This is a genomic window from Rubinisphaera italica (assembly GCF_007859715.1).
Taxonomy (GTDB): Bacteria; Planctomycetota; Planctomycetia; order Planctomycetales; family Planctomycetaceae; genus Rubinisphaera; species Rubinisphaera italica.
Genome location: NZ_SJPG01000001.1, coordinates 2,079,175 through 2,097,628, shown reverse-complemented (window position 1 = coordinate 2,097,628; position 18,454 = coordinate 2,079,175). Strand labels below are relative to the sequence as shown.

The 18,454-nt window shown below is 47.1% G+C and carries 13 protein-coding genes and 1 tRNA gene; 1 reads left to right on the top strand and 13 read right to left on the bottom strand.

The genetic code is table 11. The features are described 5' to 3' along the window. Window positions 1-3 precede the first annotated feature (3 nt). The 7 genes from Pan54_RS07835 to Pan54_RS07805 form a co-directional block, all read right to left on the bottom strand. Complete coding sequence (locus Pan54_RS07835) at window positions 4-420, bottom strand: arsenate reductase ArsC (RefSeq protein WP_146502955.1); 417 nt, start codon at window positions 418-420, stop codon at window positions 4-6. 4 nt (window positions 421-424) lie between these two features. Further along, window positions 425-1,102, bottom strand: a complete 678-nt coding sequence (locus tag Pan54_RS07830) for an MIP/aquaporin family protein (protein WP_207310080.1) — start codon at window positions 1,100-1,102, stop codon at window positions 425-427. 215 nt (window positions 1,103-1,317) lie between these two features. Beyond that, window positions 1,318-2,028 (bottom strand): prolipoprotein diacylglyceryl transferase, encoded by a 711-nt coding sequence (locus Pan54_RS07825; RefSeq protein ID WP_146502953.1) that lies wholly within the window; start codon window positions 2,026-2,028, stop codon window positions 1,318-1,320. Further along, on the bottom strand, window positions 2,025-3,497 hold the full coding sequence (locus tag Pan54_RS07820; protein WP_207310079.1) for a radical SAM protein: 1,473 nt from the start codon (window positions 3,495-3,497) through the stop codon (window positions 2,025-2,027). The genes Pan54_RS07825 and Pan54_RS07820 overlap by 4 nt, the downstream gene beginning before the upstream one ends. A 126-nt stretch (window positions 3,498-3,623) precedes the next feature. Then, entirely contained in the window at window positions 3,624-3,929 is a 306-nt protein-coding gene (locus Pan54_RS07815; RefSeq protein WP_146502951.1) for a hypothetical protein, read from the bottom strand. A 24-nt stretch (window positions 3,930-3,953) separates the two neighbouring features. Next, complete coding sequence (locus Pan54_RS07810; RefSeq protein WP_146502950.1) at window positions 3,954-4,268, bottom strand: hypothetical protein; 315 nt, start codon at window positions 4,266-4,268, stop codon at window positions 3,954-3,956. Between the two features lie 261 nt (window positions 4,269-4,529). Then, window positions 4,530-4,736: a hypothetical protein gene (locus tag Pan54_RS07805; protein ID WP_146502949.1), complete on the bottom strand. Its 207-nt coding sequence runs from the start codon at window positions 4,734-4,736 to the stop codon at window positions 4,530-4,532. 326 nt (window positions 4,737-5,062) lie between these two features. Here Pan54_RS07805 and Pan54_RS07800 point away from each other — a divergent pair. After that, a tRNA-Arg gene (locus tag Pan54_RS07800) sits at window positions 5,063-5,136 on the top strand. Between the two features lie 79 nt (window positions 5,137-5,215). On the opposite strand, the gene Pan54_RS07795 is transcribed toward Pan54_RS07800, so the two are convergent. From Pan54_RS07795 to Pan54_RS07770, 6 genes are all read right to left on the bottom strand, one after another. Next, the gene (locus Pan54_RS07795) at window positions 5,216-5,851 is read right to left on the bottom strand and encodes a site-specific integrase (RefSeq protein WP_146502948.1); all 636 of its coding nucleotides are present in this window, start codon (window positions 5,849-5,851) and stop codon (window positions 5,216-5,218) included. A 103-nt stretch (window positions 5,852-5,954) separates the two neighbouring features. Then, complete coding sequence (locus Pan54_RS07790; RefSeq protein WP_146502947.1) at window positions 5,955-7,349, bottom strand: metal-dependent hydrolase family protein; 1,395 nt, start codon at window positions 7,347-7,349, stop codon at window positions 5,955-5,957. Window positions 7,350-7,744: 395 nt separating this feature from the next. Then, window positions 7,745-8,017, bottom strand: coding sequence for a hypothetical protein (locus tag Pan54_RS07785; protein WP_146502946.1), 273 nt, complete (start codon window positions 8,015-8,017; stop codon window positions 7,745-7,747). Window positions 8,018-8,508: 491 nt separating this feature from the next. Then, window positions 8,509-9,357, bottom strand: coding sequence for a hypothetical protein (locus Pan54_RS07780; RefSeq protein WP_146502945.1), 849 nt, complete (start codon window positions 9,355-9,357; stop codon window positions 8,509-8,511). A 564-nt stretch (window positions 9,358-9,921) separates the two neighbouring features. Beyond that, window positions 9,922-15,639: a CHAT domain-containing protein gene (locus Pan54_RS07775; RefSeq protein WP_165441656.1), complete on the bottom strand. Its 5,718-nt coding sequence runs from the start codon at window positions 15,637-15,639 to the stop codon at window positions 9,922-9,924. Between the two features lie 379 nt (window positions 15,640-16,018). Beyond that, window positions 16,019-18,358, bottom strand: a complete 2,340-nt coding sequence (locus Pan54_RS07770; protein WP_146502943.1) for a caspase family protein — start codon at window positions 18,356-18,358, stop codon at window positions 16,019-16,021. Window positions 18,359-18,454 lie beyond the last annotated feature (96 nt).

The window sequence follows — 18,454 nt, the reverse complement described above, 5'->3', positions numbered from 1 at the left end:
AGTTTAAGAGTTTGTATTCAAATAAGTAGAGATTTTTTCTTGAATTTCATCGCGGACACGTCGAAAGAAAACCATCTGCTCCTCTTCCGTTCCCGTTGCATCAGCAGGATCGTCAAATGGCCAGTGGTAAGTTTGCTGAGCACCCGTGAATACAGGACAAGATTCTTTCGCATTGTCGCAAACAGTGACGACCAGATCGAAGTTCTGATCCTTGAACTGTTCGAGCGACTTGCTTTGATGGCGGGAAATATCGATCTCCAGTTCCTGCATCGCTTTGATGGCCAGTGGGTGAACATAACCGGAGGGTTTAGAACCAGCCGATTCCGACTCCCAGGCTCCCTTCCCAAGTGACTCCCAGAGTGCTTCTGCCATTTGAGAGCGGCAGGAGTTGCCAGTACAGAGGATCAAAACGCGTTTCATGAGATTAACTTTCTTCCAAAGGTGATTGTGTGGATTGAGTTTCATCATTTTGAATACATTGGCTGACAGGAATTGCCAACAATGCTCCGAGAGTCGGGGCGATCAGGTAGAGCCAGAAATACTGTAACTCTCCACTGACGACAGCCGGTGCAATTGAGCGTGCCGGATTCATCGAGGCTCCGCAGATTGGTCCAGCAAACATCGCTTCCAGCGCCACAACACTTCCGATCGCGGCTCCTGCCATAATGCCCTTCTCTTTGGCTCCGACAGTCACATTGAGTATCACGAACATCAGCAGAAAAGTCAGCACGATTTCAAATATGAATGACTGCCACCAGGGACCTGCAGGAAGTGTGGCACCCAATGTAACATGATCCAGAAAGAGAACGCGAAGCAACCCACTGGCCGCGAAGGCGCCAATCAATTGGCTGATGAGATAGGGACCAACAAATTTCAGTTCAAAACGCCCGGCTATCCAGAATGCGATTGTGACTGCAGGATTGATATGCGCCCCCGATATATCTCCAATTGCATATATCATCGACATCACAATCAGCCCGAATGTTAATGCAATTCCGACATGTGTGATGGAACCGCCCGCAACATCGTTCACGACAATCGCACCCGTCCCGGCAAAGACGAGGGCAAATGTTCCGATGATTTCCGCATAATACTTATTCATGGTGTAGATATTGACGCTCTAAATAGTAACAATGAATTTGACATTATCACATTATTCATAATGTCTGAATGTTGTCCATGAAGTCGTGACAATATTATCAAGAGGTTTTAAAAAAGCTCTTTTAGTGCATCTTGATGAAAGTTGAGGTCTGAGGACAAATTGGATTCCAGGCAGGTGAAGAAATTCATCGAAGATATTATCCTGGGGTTGATGGATTAAATTTCGCTAACACTCCTTTGCTGTTGGGCATCGTGCATCCAGAGCAACATAAACAAGGGGATGAGAACCAGACAGGCCCATTGATATGCAGTCAGACTTCCATACCAGATCGGTTCTGGTCGAATCCATTCTGTCAAAAATCGATACCCCAGATAACTGATAATATACAACTTCATCAGTTGACCGCGAAACAGTCTATATGAATGGAGCACATACAACACAATAGCGGCGATCAGATGGAAACTGAATTCATAAATCTGTGTCGGATGTCGAGGTAAAATTGGCACAGGAGCGGTCGGAAATTGTATTCCCCAAGGCAAATCTGTGGGAGTTCCATAACAGCAGCCGGCTTGAAAACAGGCCAGCCTCCCGATCGCAATTCCGACAGCGACTGGCACCGCAAACGAATCGCCGGTTTTGACTTTGACATCGGTCATCCATTTGGCAAGTTCAACTCCGAAGTATCCTCCGACTAGTCCGCAAATAATTGTCTTGCCGTGGGATATCCAGGATGTTAATGCCCAAACCCCTTCCGCATGAGCAATCGCGAATGGTAATTTTGCACCGATCATCGCGCCACAGAACGCTCCCAGTCCCACAGCGAATTTCTGCTGACGAGTCAACGGGAGTTGGCTTTGAGATCGTCTCAATAAAAGCGAAGTGCAGACAATCGCTGCCAGCATAATGACAGGATAAAGCCAAGTCATGTGGTAGCCGGGCTTTCTGAAAGAGATAAGGCAGCCGTCAACTCTGGTAGAGGCACATGCCCTTCACGATACAACACATTATAAGCGCAAAACGGAATGATATGGCCGCTCGGCAAAACATGGTGCGTACAGCATTTCATCAGTCTGCGGACATCAAAATTGTATGCATCCAGAAACGAAGTGATCGTAATTCGAAACGCCTGCTGAGCCCCGACTTTCTCTCCCATCACTCCAGCAAAGAATTCTTCAGCCGCCTTGATCAACTCCGGCTTCTCACGAAAAGAGGCCTCCAGTTCAATCAGTCCGGTATCGCAGCCACAGCTAGAACCGCAACTCGAAGTCAGCCGACTCAAATAAGTACTTACTAACTGCTTTGCCTTTTCGCGAGTAAGGCATATTCCATTGGCGAGCAAGTCCATATGCTCGTCAATATTGATCAGACGGTTGATCGGAAGAAAGTCGCCTCCAAAGCGAAACGCGTAGGCCAGACTGTGGCAGTTCGGGTGAGCACACGGCAGCGGACGGAAATCTTCTTCCGCAAACATTCCCTCCGTCTGCGCGGCTATCCCCTTAATAACATCGGGAAACGTCATCCGGTTTTCCAGAGTTTCCGGAAGTTCGTGCCTGCCGGAGTAAGTCGCAGGCTGAAAATTGATCCCCCCAATCCAGGGACGTTCTTTAGCAAACTGTATGAGCGGCCCCAGCTGATCATCGTTCACGCCTCCTTGCAATGTCACACCCAGCGTCACATTCAAATTCGCCTTCCCCAATGCCTCAATCGCTTTCAGTTTCAATGGGAGCAGATCTTCGCCACGTAGCTTTTGAGTCACTTCAGGTCGGAGTCCATCTAACTGAAAGAAAATCTCGACTCGTTCACGATGCCTGGCCACTGCTTCAATCAATTTTGGATCGTGACCGAAACGGACCCCATTCGTATTAATCTGCACGAAGTCAATCGGTTGAGAAACTGCGTAATCGAGGATTTCCAGAAACTGAGGATGCAACGTCGGCTCCCCTCCCGAAAGCTGCATCAACTCCGGTTGACCTTCCGTTTCCACCAGACGATCAATCGCTTTTTTGCAATCGTCCAAAGACAAATGCTTCCCTTTGGGCGAACTGGAGGCAAAGCACATCGGACAGGTCAAATTACAGGAAGAAGTGACTTCGACCAGACCAACACAGGTATGCTGTTCGTGTTCTGTACAGAGACCGCAATCGTATGGACAACCTTTCTTAGGCTCGACCCCCACCTGCCGAGGAAGTTTTGCGGGAACAGAATGTTCGAGCTTGTCGAAATAGGCCACATCCGAACAAACAAAATCTTCCCGCTCTCCACACTCCCCGCACGACTTCCGAAAATAGACCCGTTGATTCCGTACGATTATCTTCGCCGGCAGCAACTTCAGACAAGTCGGACAAAGACTCTGTGTTGTGCCGATAAACGTGTAATCTCGCAGGGGAAGTACCATGAGAATCCTTTAGACCATTTTCAAATGGTTTCTGCAGTCGCTTGAACACTAAATGACCTGAAAACGCTGTGTTTGCTCCTTCTAAAAGCTACAGGTGATTTTTGAATATGCTTTAGTAGCTTACTCTTACGATTCGGATGAATTTTTCTTTATGAACATCATAAGAGCTACAAACACCACGATGGCAACCACGAGCCCTAACAAGAGACTCAATTGCAAGTAGATGCTCTGATTCTGAGCATCAATATGGAAGTCTGAAATCATTAAACCAGCCGTGCAGGACAGTCCCCCAGCAATTACCGCCGATATCAAGGACGCGATTACTCCAAATATTGTAATCAGAACTTTTGAAAAGCTAAATTCAACATGAGTCTCCTCCCTGCGCGGTGCCTCTACTCGTTTCTCAGGTTTCGTCGTTTCATTGTCATTCATAATTGATTTATTCAGTATCAAAACTCAAGAACACTGGAGTAACCTGTTTTTATCTCCCAGATAGCGTTTTGCATAGATAGTCGTGAAAACAATTCCTCCCACCACCACGCCACACGCGATTGACCAGTACAGTAAGGTTGGATTGACATACATTTGCGGTTCCATAATTTTGAGTTCAATCGCTGCAAAATAACTCATCGTACAGGTAATCCCTCCTGCAATGATCGCAGCCAGCAGAGTGATCAAACCCCCGAAAATATAAAAAAGCACTTTCATTACTTTGTGGGTGAAGGGAACGTCCGATTCCTGCATCACAACCTTATCAGATGTCCTCGGCATGTTCTGTTTCATATTTAATTTGCTCAAATTGATTATCGTACTTTGATTGCCTCATAACTTTCAAAAACATGTAAACACCAGGGAATATGCTCACCAATAAAGAGAAAGTTCCTATACCTGAAAAAGAAAAAAATGTTGATATCACTGCGAGGAATACACAGGCAAAGATCATCATTGCCAGCGAAGCGATGAATACCGCATACATTATCAGTACGATCTTTTTGATCAATTTTTCGACAGAATCCATCGGTTCACTCAAATTCAATGCATGCTTTGAAACGCCATCGAGCAGGTGATGTATAACGCGAATACTCCAGCTGCAATGACGAGTACGGTAACGAACAGGGTTACTGCAGTCGCTAGGACAACCTGCCACAGTAACATCAAAAGGACTGCGAAATACTCCCCATATCGCTGATAGAAGTCTTTTTTCTGCTTGTCATGATTATGCTCTGAATGATCATTCATCACGCCTCCATGAAGAGTGGAGCGGTAACGGTGGTAGTCAGTATAGTAGCCTGACGGACGTGAAAAGAAAACGGATCCTCGTTTCGGATCGTGAGCCGGAACAGGCCTGAAATCGAAAGTTTCGATATCGCCGATCTCGAAATCACATTTGAGCCCCAAACTACAGAAATCCCGCGAACCTGAACGATATCGTCTGACTCAAATAGAACGATTCCCGTTCCAGAACGTCCAGAGAATCGATCAGATCTCAAGAGCTCAAAATATTGCGAATTTGAAATGGTATTCGAACTGGAAATCCCACAAAAATCTGTTAAGCTTCCATTCAGGCACCCATAGCTCAATTGGATAGAGCATCGGTCTTCGGAACCGAAGGTTGTAGGTTCGAATCCTACTGGGTGTAATTAAAAGTCGTTAAATAGCAACGACTTACGAACTCTCGGGATAATCAGGCGATAAAAGGAACCGCAAGTTCCCCCCATCTATCCCCCTACTAATGCTGATTTCTTGGTTTTCGATTTCAGCTTCTCTTGGAGTTCATCCCCTGCCGCTTGGGCAGAACGAATGGCTCCATAATGCTTTTCCGTGGTCGCGAAATCGGCATGTCGCATGATCACTTTCAACGTCTCGGCTGAGACTCCAGAATTCATCAATCTTGCGGCACATCCTCGACGGAGATCGTGAGCACTTGCATATTTAGCTCGTATCCCGGTCGACTCGTTTTCCTTCGTCACAACCACATTGGCTTCCTTGCCGATTTGAGCAATTGTTCGACTGATACAGCCAATCGATAACTGCTCATTCCGTTTTCGCTTCAATTCCAGATTGACTACATATCCTTGCCGGTCATTTTCTGGAACATTCAATAAAATCTCTTTGAGACCTGGGAGCATCGGGATTTCCTGCAATCGTCCATTCTTCTGAGAAGGTGGAACAATCACTGTGTTGTGAGAAGATTGACGATCATCCCACATTGGGTGAATCTTCTGATCATCATCCCACGAAAATTCCAACACCTCACTGATTCGGAATCCACTTTCCCAAAGAATATGCAAAGCGAATTTCCATGCTTGGCATGGAGTATCAGACGGGCCGGCGAGTGAATGCTGGCGGCGCATCAACTTCGGCCGGTCGTTTTCAAACCGGGATTCAGTACAACTTCTAGTCGAACTATTTTGCTACCAGGGTCATCACGCCGACCCCGGATCGGACAAAGACAAATTAAACTGTCTGTTGTTGACTGCGCCTGGCTATCTCCACAAGTATGTGCACCTGCTCGTCGGAAAGGCCTTCAAGGAGGTCTCGAGCCGATGTCTTCTCCATCTTAGGTACAGGCGCGGCCGAGCTACCAAGCTCATTCTTATGAAGGTCCCCGTCTTTCATGATCAACTTAAGGGACTCGTGAGGCTTCGAGAGCAACGTGATATCTTCGTGAGCATTGCCGTCGATCACCACCAGATCTGCCAGCGCGCCCTTCTGCACTACTCCGAGCTTGCCATAGGGATTACGAGGGCCGCACAGTTCGCACAAATCTGCTGAAATGGATGTCGCCTGCTCAAGAATCTCGAACGGTGTCCAGTAGTCTTGACGGGCAGTCCACTCCAAAGGGATCAGATTGATAGCTGAAGCACTCAAGCAAAGATCTGTGGAGAACGAGCATTTCACGTTGTGCGCTTTGGCATAATTCACAAGGTTCCCGAAGCCGTCGCGAACCATACGAGCCTTTCTCTTTTGGTCCGGATTGAAGAATGGAGGAATGTTCTCTTCGGCAAAAAGGATGGTCGCGGCTGCTGCTTGAGTCGATAGATACGCGCCTTCACTCGCCATCATCTGAACGGTCTCCTCGTCGCACAACATACCGTGTTCGATGGACTTGATACCGCAGCGAAGAGCACGTTGGGTAGTGTCGGAGCGATAGGTGTGGGCCATCACGTAGCTATTGAAGTTTTCAGCGACCTTGACAACAGCAATGAGTTCTTCTTCTGTGAAACCAAACGTGTCCAGGGGATCGTACTCTGAAGAGACTCCGCCATTGGCCATGACTTTTAGTTGGGTTGCTCCGTAGCGAAAGTTCTCTCGACTAGCCGCCATGAGATCCGCGTCGCCATCGGCAATGATAGTGTGACCCAGAATCTCTGCGGGTGTGCGTGCACCTCCGAATTTCGGATGAAGAGTATTGTAGCGGCGCCAGTCTCCGTGACCGCAGGTCACACTCAGGAACGCTCCGGATGGGTAAATGCGAGGCCCGGGGATGATGCCCTCGTCTATGGCTCTCTTCGTTCCATAGTCGGCTCCGCCAGCGCTGCGAATAGTGGTGAAACCCCAGTCGATCCACTTTTTCGCGAAGGCGGCCGCCCAGGCTCCTTGATAACCCCAATGAGGTTGGTCTTGATCGCTCAGGCCGCCAGCCAGAATGATGTGCTCGTGGGTGGCGATAAACCCTGGAGAGAGAATTCGTCCACCTCCATCAATGGAGATCGTACCTTCCGGTTTCTCCAGCTTGCCCTGAGTAACTTCCTCAATAAGATTGTCCTTGACCAGGACACTGCCCTGTTGAAGCGAGTGCTTCTTTCCATCAAAAATCCTGACGTTTTCTATTGCGATGTATTGATCCATTTTCTCTCTCCTCTACAGGTGTGCCTGACGTTTCGCTACAGGCAAATGCCCCCCCCAGGCGGGGGAGTAAAAACGGAGTACATCAGCGATTTAAGACAGGAGAAACCCGCCTTGGTCCGTCCTCCAGACTTCATCATTTGAGCTTAAGTGATAGATGATCTTAATGTTTTGCCGAGTACTAGTCAAGAACTTTCAGACGGGGCGTATATCATATGAGCTTTCTAACATGGAACCACGACGACCAGAATTGGGAAATGAGGGTCAGGAACCGTAGGCCCCGAAATCCAACAACCATCCCGCGTCATCGGCGGCTCCCGTTCACCGCATGGTTATCGCCTGCACTAATAGCCAGCGATTGAACCGTTAGAAACATCCCGTCTGCTGCTAACATCATATCAGTTCATTTTCGTGACGAAACTGTTGACAACGTGTCCGTTTCGAACGAGTAAGATGCCCTCGAATCCCATTAGCGCATCCCATTCTTCGTCAGGCGAAGAAGCTAGCCAGAGCTGATCACCTTCCTGCATTTGGGCGCGCAGTTTGCGCCATTGTTCGTTGCGGTAGCCAAAGGGGACGAATTTGCCACGAATTTTGACGGCGTACTCTGTCTCCGCTTCTTCAATGGTGTACTGGCGAACGACGCGGTAGCCATCAATGGTTTGATCCATGGTTTAGTTCGCACAAGGGGTTCATGTTGCGTGAATGTGATTCCAAAGGTCGGCTTGAAGGCCTGCGCTAATTGATGCGATAACTAATTGATAGACAGAATTGACTTCTGTCTAATAAGGTGTGACATTCTGTATATCACACCTCATCATTATGTGCTGATGGATCGATTCCTGTCAACCAGCGGAAGGATAATGAGATTATCTTTGACTGCGAGTCCAATGATGAAGCCTCTCTCAACCACTTCTCAATACTACCGCAGCCGAAACTGAAGGCCTCACTCAATTCGAGCCATAAGAAAAGTTGTTGCGTGGGATCTGAAGTTGAATGGCAATGTTCCAAAACAGACGCAACTACGCCGCACCCCAGCGAGGCTTTGGGCGGCCTGGACACTCCAGGGCAGCGGGATGTAGTAATAACGGGAAATGTCAGAAGATGTTATTTTGTTTGCGGGTATAAAGTCATCTGCTTGCCCGCAGCGATCAAAGAGATGTCATGCCTTGATTAATAAAACCAGGCCCAGGGCCGCAGATAAGAACGAGCAAATAAACAGGACGACCCCGGCAGTTGCGGCACAGCCACATGTTCCCAGTCCTGACCGCCGCAAAAACTCTCGGCCGCTCTTTTCGGAACGGAAGAATCTTTTCGGGATCATTAATAGATTCCAGCCATAGATAACGCCTGCTGCCCCTCCGCTGACCAACAAACATCCGAATATGCCCCGGGTCGGGTCATTTGCTCCTTCGCTTCCAAGGACAAACCATACCAATGCGGCGGCGAGACTGACGATTAGTGTGACCAATGCTGTCCAGAATGCGGACCGGTGCTTAGCATGTCCGCCGGATTCTGGGCGTTCGATCTTCTCATCAATCAGAATGCGGATGTCTGCGAGACAATCATCCAGTGATCGCAAAGCTCTACCAACGAAAAACGAGCGTCCAACAGCCCTCGCCGGTTCCGACGGAAACATAAAACGAACGGTGCCTCGAAGTAACTCGCAGATGAACCAGACAAACGCCAGTATCGCTCCGTTTCTCTGTTCGTACTCACGTTTACTCACATAGGTTCCGTAGCCCTTGGTGGCTGACATATGTGGTCGCTTATTGACATTGAGCAGAGTCGCCTTAACTGTCTTGTCGTCGATAGTTCCCGATAGTTCCATTTTGACTTTGCCAGCGAACGTGAAAGACGAGATTCGGATCTGCAGGTCCCAGTCAGAAACATGCACGTCGTCAAGAGAGCTAATGTGCTGCTTAATTTCGGTCTGCACGTACCTTGAAAGTTCGTTGGGGTTGGTGAGTTCCTGCTCAGCTGAATATTCCACGTTAATCTGCTGAACCATAGCCTCGCCCTTGATCAGAACAGTATCCGAAGTCTTATTTGTGTTCTGTGATTGTCAGCACTCACAGTTGAGATGTCTGAACAGGATTCATATTTCATCTCTGAGACAGAACCACATTCTAGACCATTTACAAATGGTATCTGCAGTCGCATGGACATCAAATGTCCTAAAACGATGTGTTTGCTCCTGCTGAACGCTGCAGGTAATTTTTGAATATGCTCTGATCAGACAAATTCAAAATATGATGTAAAGATATTTTGGCTCCTGTCTCAACAGCGAGTTGGATGTTATCTGTAGTACATACCAGTTCTTTGAGTCGATGAATGTATCCATATTCCATTCGAGAATTCGTGTCCATGCCTGGATTATTGTGACACTTCAAAATGGTGGCAAGACTTGAGGAATTGGTTGATGAATTGTTGGGAACTCGGGAAAAAATAGTGGAATGTTATGACAGGCATCAGCGTAGAATGACCTTAACCAGTTCTGTTTCTGCCAGCGGTTTATTGAATACGGAAGGCCAGGCGACGAAGCTGAATCCATTAACTCCAGCATTTTTTAGAATTACCATTCGCCACTTAGCACAAATGCGGCCCAAAATCGTGGTGGAATCGAATTGGTTTTGATCTCATCATTCCGCGAAGCAACTTGATGAAGTTTACCTCGCAGCATTGCGATCTGAGCCTGCCGGAGAGATTCCAGGCGACCGAGTTTTCTCTCCCATAAATTCTTATAGAATTCGACCATCAGTACACGTGTTGCTTCGTCGTCAACCTGCCATAATGTAGCGACGACAGTGTCGGCACCTGCCAGGTGAAACGCTCTCTGCAAGCCGAGCAAACCTTCTCCACCTGCGATTTTTCCCAAACCAGTTTCGCATGCGGAAAGAACTGCTATCTCAGTTTGCTTGAGGTCAAGTTCTGCCACTTCAATAGCCGTCAGGAGTCCATCATCTCCAGCGGAGAGTTGACTGATTGAAAAGCCACTGGATCGATTCGCTCCCGCCAGTGCGAGTCCAGATTGGAGGCCCGGTAGAATGTTGATGATTGATTCATCTGCATCGGACTTCATTGCCTCCTGCGATGCGGATCGAAAAAAACCGTGAGTGGCAAAGTGCACGTATTTGCGACCTGCTACCTGATGACGCAATTCCCCCTCGGTCGCGTATGATCCTCTCAGAATACTTAATCGTTCGACTGGCTCAGTGACTAAGTATAGTTGTTTGATGACATCGATTTCATCTGCCGTTTCGGGGAGTGGACTGAATTCGTGCAACGTATGATTTGAAGACCGTGTCGACGCAATCAGTGGATAGTCTTGATCAGTCGTAGGCTGGTTTTCCCGGGAACCGGGCGCAGCAAAATCGACATCTCCCACGAGAAGTAATGAATTATCAGTCGATTGACCTTGATTTTTTGCGTCGACTGAGTGAGATAACATTTGGGCTGCTGGAACGTAAACCAACTGCAATTCTTCGATCAAATAGCGATCTGGGTTAGTTCCGGGTAAAGCTGCAAATGGTAGACGTGTCAAAAATGTATCGGCGGCAATCAAAACCGTTTCTGCGTTTCCAAAGTATTTGGCGACTGGGTCCCAAACGCGTTCGCGAAGAACGGTTTGAGGGGAACGAATGGATGAGTCTTTTGTTGAAGAGCCGATTCTCAAGTCACCTCGTACGCCTCCCGCTCCACGGACAATTTCGCGACGCCATTCGTCAATTACGGCTTCGATTTCATCAGCCTTGCCAAGTTCGATTCTTTGTATCTTTCCCGCGGAGGGGACTACAAAGGCAACCAAACGGCGTCCGTCATCTGTTGCAGTGGCTACGCTGCCTCGATAGACGAAATAATCGACCAGTACCGAGTTTTCTGGTAGGTGTTGTTGAAGATCATTCACGCTGATCGCCTGCTCCTGATTGCTCAGCAGTTGCGATGCCTGGATTGATAATTGAGATTCGAGTTCTTCTCGACGAGAAATTAACCGTTTTCGTTCCTTCCGACGAGACTCTCGCGTCTCCTGGTCATCTCTGACGGATTCAAGAGCTGCGAGGGATCTTGTGACCTGCTGAAGCTCTTCAACAATGGGTTGCAATTCTTCATTGTCAACTGCCAGTCGTCGTTGCATCTGACGGACAAGCACTGCTCCTTTCCATGCAAGAATTCTTTCATAAGCGCGAGTTGGATCTGTCTTCATCCCTGCTTCAAAGAGGAGCAGATTGTGGAGACTGTTCAAGAGTTGTGAGGATAGCAGAAGTTGCTGTCGTTCTGATTGTACGGAAGCTGTTTTTGCGAAATTTTCAGCACGTGCATCGAGGGCTTGATACTGATACTCAAGTGCTTCCTGTGAATTGCCTATTGCGTAGAGACGAACCGCCACTGATTCACAGTGATCCGCATAATCGGGGTGATTTGTGCCGTATTGGTCTGCGATTACCCCGACGATCTCTTTGAGTTCGCGAATCGCTTCATCATAGTTTCCGGTTTCGGCCAGAATTCTTGCCAAGCCAACTTTTGCCTTCAATGTCGATGTATGCGTTGTACCATAGACACGCTGGTTGATCTCCAGAGATTTCTGATAATACTCTCTGGCTTTATCCCAATTCTCCGAAGACTCCTGAGTGCTAGCTGCCTTTTCGAGCATGACTGCAAACTCTGGATGATCTTCGCCGAACGCTTTGCGCACAAGTTCGATCGCTTCAACCAAAGTGTCTGTTGCTCGAGCATCCTTCTGTATCTTGTATAACGAAGCCAGATTGCTGCGAGAGAGAGCGTAGACTTGAGAATTCACCCCCGAGGTTATCTTCAATAACTGTCCAGATTCTTCAAACAGAAGTGTGGCTTCCTGATAGTCTTTCATTTCCAGACAGATGATAGCCATGGAGTTGAGGGTGCTGGCATACCGCGTCGTTTTCGTAATGTCTGCAATTTGTTGAATCTCTCGGGAGGTCCTTGCGGCAACCAATGCGGTGCGTAAATCACCAGTTTTCATGGCTGCGTGAGATTGCATATAAAAAGCATCTGCGGTTTCAGGATGAGTTGACCCATGAGAGCTTTCACGGAATTTGGCCACTTCTGAAAACAATTCCTGAGCTTCCTGATCTTGATCTAAAGCGACACAACACCGAGCCATTTGAAACTGAAGCAGCGTAGTTTGAGGATCAGAAACGCCAAAGTGCCTGGTTAGCAGATCGTAAGCCTGCTTACGTAAGTCTTTGGATTTTTTCCAATTCAAATCTTTTTCTGCGGTATTCGAATCTTTATACAATCGATAGGCCAGCTTGACCTCCTCCAATGCTTCCAGATCTAAAGACTGCATCGCCTGTGTTTGCTGCAGTGCAAGTTCTGCATCTCTTGTTTTCCAATGGGAATTTCCATAGAGGCTCTTTTGAACAGAGATAGAATTTCGTCCCAGCTCCAATGCCTTTTCCCATTCGCCGGCATCTTCATATGCCCTGGCAAGGAGAGAGGCCGCATATTGCCAGGATTCCGATAAATCCTTAATCAGACTCAGGTCGCCTTCTAAAAAGTTATATCGCTTGTTTCCCTGATTGAGATAATCATGAGCTTTGTCGAGTTCTCCACGAGTCATGTAGAGTCTGGCAAGTTGTATTTCAATGTTACTGTAATCGGGATGTTTCTTTCCTAACAGCGGTTCAAGAATACTGAAAGACTCAGAATAAGCCTGCATTGCCTCTTCAAATTTATCGACTCTGGAAAGCGAGGCTCCATAAGAGGCATTCATTAATGCGTAATAGCGAGTTTCCTGACCGATGGTTTCAGACAAACCTTTTAGCGCGGCAACGTAGAATTCACAGGCGAGTTGATGTTGATTCCTATCTGTTTGTTGTTTGGCTTTTTCAATCTGTTCCAGGGCATTCTTAAACTGCACCTGTTTTGCATGAGGAAGCATTGCAATGCTTTGGTACTCCATAAGATCATTGCTGAGATTCACCGCCTTCCAGTCCTCGGAACCATACATCTCCGTTCGGAGTTCAAGTTGATCACTAGTGAGTTTAGCGACTTCTGAAAATTTCCCTTCATCTAACGATTTTTTTAGAGCACTTTTTAGAAATGTGTTCAACTCGTGTCCTGCTCTCCGTGTGACTTCATTTTGTGAGCCGAATGATTCTCGATAGGCATTGTAAACGTGTCTACAATTCTCGATCGCTTCACTATTTCTTTCACTATGATGAAGTACGATTGAGAAGATCAATCTCGCTTTGAGCGTCTCGGGATGCTGATCTCCCTGCGTTCGCAGGTGGATTTTCAAACATTTCTCTGCGTAAGTGATCGCGCTCTTGAAATCTCCCATCTCAACAAGCGACTGAGCCATTAACCCATAGGAATCTGCGGTTTTGGGGGCTTCTTCACCTAACACCTGAATTCGAATCGCCAGCGATTTTTCGAAATATTCTCGAGCTAAAGCCTTGTCGCCTGTTTCACCGATTGCATTTCCAAGGTTACTGAGTGACTGGGCTGTGAGTTCATCGATTTCGCCTCGAGTTATCTCCATTATTTTGACAGACCTTGCATACATCGGAATTGCTTCTTTTGGGTGTCCGAGTCTTTGATGGATGTATGCCAGGTTGTTCCATAGTGCAGCTGTGTCAGGATGCAACTCTCCCAATTGACGGCGATTGATTTCCAATCCCTCTTCAAAAAACGACAATGCGCCCTCGGGGTCTCCCCGGACATCCAAGAGGTATCCAATCGCCTTAACGGAATCGGCATGCTTAACGTGATGCTCGCCATAAATGGCTTTACGGTAGCGGTATGAAATGAGCCTCAATTGAAAGGCTCTCAGGTAATCACCCTTTTTGAGTGGTTCTGCTTCCTTGCGTATATAATATTCGGCAGCTTGATCGACATGATCTTCATCTTGAGTAAACACTCTTCGTGGAATGCCTAGAACTTCAATTGAGTCATAATCACCTTCGAGTTGAAAAGCGTTTCCAAGAATCGCAGTCACGGGTTCTCGTGAATTGTTATAAAGGGATGTGTAGTAGACCTCGCTCTGATTGTGTTCGATTTTGAGTAGTCCCTGATCCAATCGTGTCGTCCAAAGACCGCTCGCGGTTCCAGTTTCGATGTGCCAGGTTCGGTTCACCCCAGAAGCCCATTGCTTTCCATCCCATTGCGATTCTTCAACCCACAATTCATCTTTGATAGAATCGCCTGTCATCGTACGATGAATTCCGATCCAGACAGCAGCGTTCTGGCCAAGCTTGAATCCCCAGCGAAAATATCCACGGCCTTTTGTCACCTCGCCAGAGATCTGGAAATTCATTCGCATTTCCGTGCTGATTTCAGAAGCAACTGGCCTTACCCATGTAACTTCAGAGGCAGTCATTGTTCCTGGGTTCCATGTCAGTTCTGTACTCGTCTGATAGAGTTTGAGCGTGTTTTCCTCGAAATTATCTGAGAACAGCTCCTGTTTTTTTGCGGGTGGTATCGGGGTAATCAATCTTTGCAAGCGAATGAAGTCGTATCGAGGCTCAATCAATTCGTTAGCCCACTCATCTCCTTTTAGTAACAGCGTCTCAATCACTTCGCGTTGATGGACTAAAGCTTTTTCGAGGTGACCAGCCTTTTCTTCTTCAGCCGAGTAATGTCCAAGAATATCACTGAGTGCATCAATAAAATCGGTCATACTTGGATGCCCCGGACCGTAAATTTCCGAGTAACGCTTGATCGCAAACCGCAAATGTGGCTCCGCTTTCCGAAACTGATGATCCGCGTAAAGAGCTTTACCAAGTGTGCCACGAGCATCTGAAAATTCTGTCATCTCTTCTCCGAGATGTTCTCGAATTACCTCGAGGGCAGAACGCGAAGCGTCGACTGCAACTTTCGTCTCACCAATGGAGATAAATGAACTGACAGTTGAAAGCTGGAGATCTGCTTTCAAAACCTGCTTACGGGGAAGATCATCCAGTTTTTTGAGAGCATCGATATATTTAAGCCCCGACTCCCATGCTCTTGTACGCCAGTATTCTTTGCCGAATTTGGCAGTGTCGAGCTGATACATACGCAACGCCGATTCTCGTGCGGCTTCGAGTTGATCTTCCCGAATCCGACGTGTCGTCAAAAAAATGAGCACATCTGGCAACTCTTCATCAAGACCTTCCGAGAGGATCAGCCTCTCTGCCGATTCCATGGACTTAATCGCCTTCAGAGTCTTTCCCTCAGCTTCAAACTGATACGCTTGATCTTTCAGGCGAGCAATTTCACCAACGGTCTCCGGCGTTGAAACCTCATCCTGAGCGACGAGCATTCCGGAATTCATGAGAAAACTCATAATCAATAACGAATGCTTTATCATGATTCTGACAATCCCGTTTTGTATCGTTCCCAGTCTGTAAGTCCTGTTGGAGGGCAAACTACAAACGAAAGTTTATCAGCAGAAATTGAAGGTGATATACGTTGATTTGAAAACAATACTGGTCTCAACCGAAAATCGTAATATCGAGTCAAGCAGAAATGTCTGAGATTTGCAACGAATTTATAACGTACTGAGCAAGCGGGCAAAAAAATTAAGCAATTTATCCATTAACCGCAGCAACGATATCTTCCTGCAAACGGAAGCTGAGTTTTGAGAATCCCTCGGTTCGAGAACACACGGAAAAGGATTTTACTGGGCTTTCTCGATCATAACCCCGTGCACGTTATTCCTGGGAGATTCTTTTCTTCTGAGGCATGGCAATCCATTGCACAATATCTACGGTCCAGGATGTGTCATATTGTTTTGTTTTTTGCTGGAATAGCGGGCGATCTCCACGTGTCACGAAATAGGTTTCCTGCAATAGGATTTCTGCCAAAGACGATGGGGAGTTGTTTTTGACTTTATGAGAAGAAAGGGGATTGATACCAGAACTTCTTAAATTTGGCAGACTGTCCTGTTCAAGCATTGAAAAATAATTTTCCTCTCGTGTCGCCAGCAGGATTGTCCAGCGCGGACCAAACACGGTCCGGGCATCTTCACCAGTTTCACTGACAAGCTGAAAACCACCAATTTGCAGCGTTTCACCCGGATAGATGAGTTTTGCCTGATCACCCCGCTGCCAGGGCAGCATGGTCTGAATTCCCATGTTAGCATCGATTTGTAATATAGTAATGTAATAGGGGGAAGTTCCCGATTCCTCTGAAATGATACTCCAGTCGTAATAATCGTCTTCCTGAACAATCAGAGGACTTGTTGTTCGATCAACGTCATCGGATGTAGGTTGAGACAGATCCGATGTTGAATTCCAGGGGGAGCGTCCAACAATTTCAGCTTGTCCATCAGAGATTTCGACGGCCAATCGATCTAATTGCAAACGCACCGCGGGCGTGTTGTTTTGGCGACTGCGATTCTCTTCGGAAATTCGGATCAGATTCCTTGCTCGAGTAATTCTTCTGAGACATTGATTGATTTGGGGTAAGGTTTTCAGAGGAGTTCTAAGATCAAATGGCTCGCCAGCATCGCCCCATCCCCCACGAAGTGTCGAGGGGATTGAAGTGCGATATTGCGGTTGCGATTGATTTTCATCATTAAAACCCGTGATTGGAAACAAAGCTGCGTAGTGGCCGTCAATCCTGAGAATTAAATCGCCTGACTCCCCCTGACTTGCTGGCCTGAGCCAGTTCGTTTCTGATTCAGAACTGGTGTTAAATAGTTCCCGAAGCGACTCGGGAACCCGACTATCTTCTGCTGATACTGCTACGATATTTCCTGAGTCTGTTTCGACAAATTCCAATTGCAGGCAGGTTTTGTAATCTCCGTAATGATGATATTGCTCTACAGCAAAACCTTGCTCAAATGATGCTGGCAGTCGGAAGGAATCAAATTCCTCGTCAAAACGTTGCAGGACTTCTGCCCGAGCTGTCGTACCTGCAACCTCAACCACTTTAAGCCACGAAAGCGGCTCTGCGGACTGATCAAAGATTTGTTCAGGACGTTCATAAAGCAGATATAAAGAACCGACGGAGAGGCCATGTAAAGAACCGGCCCTCAGGATGACCTGATCTTTTCGATTTCCATCAGCTAACGTAATCCAATATTGCGGAATGTCTGTCTCACGATCCGCACCGCAGACAATTGACCGTAAGTTTCCTTCAACACGCGGGGTTGGGGCAGCCATAGTTTTGTGATCAAGACGATATCGGGAAATAATTTCATCGACCAGCATCTCATAACTGAGTTTTGAAACTGACTGTTTTTCATTCAATACCTGAACCAGAAAACGTGAGAGCAAGCCGAATGTTTTGCCGCCATCGGGATATTCTGGTTCCTGCTGATGTGACAGGCAGGCATATAGTGCGACAGCATTCTGCGGGAGTGTCGTTTCCGATTTTTGGACAGTTTGATGTTGAGACGAGGGGACTGGTTTAAGTTGACGGTCGAGACGTCTAACCTTTGTTGTTCCTCTGGCAGCTGTACCACTGTGACACGAATCCAGAATTATCCACAAACGCGTTCGATTATCGGCACAAATCGACTGTGCAAACTGATTCAGTTCATCGTCTCGAATGTCCGTTTCGCTTCCTTGAACGACAGCATCGTATGGAACAAGAGTTTCATCCAGTCCATCTTCTGGCTCATCTGCCAATGGCCCTTCGAGTTGATCGTAAACTTGAGAACCATGACCGCTGTAATGAAAAATAACCTGAGAGGCTGGAGAATCCTCAGGCAATGCTTTAATTTTCTGAACAAGAGTTTGCATCGCTTGCCGGATGGCCAGAGCCGTCGCTTGCTCATCAATCAAAGTGATAATGTCGCGATCAGAATCGAATCCGAAACGGGTCACCAAAACATCGTGTAAGGCCTCAACATCATTCCGACAACCATCTAGATCTGTTATCTCTTCGGATTGATAGTTGCCAACTCCAATCAACAAAGCAAACTTGGGTGGATTAGTATTCTCTGTATCGTTTTGAGCAAAACAACTCGACACCGCAACAAGAAACAATATGCCCGTGAATATGACACTAGACCAATATGACATCATCCGGTTATTAGTTCTCATAGGACTTTCAACTCAATAGTAAGCTGTCATGAGGTACCGGATGGGAACTTCGTTGAGACAATTTGATATCCAGTGTCCTTTCAGGGCATAGACCTG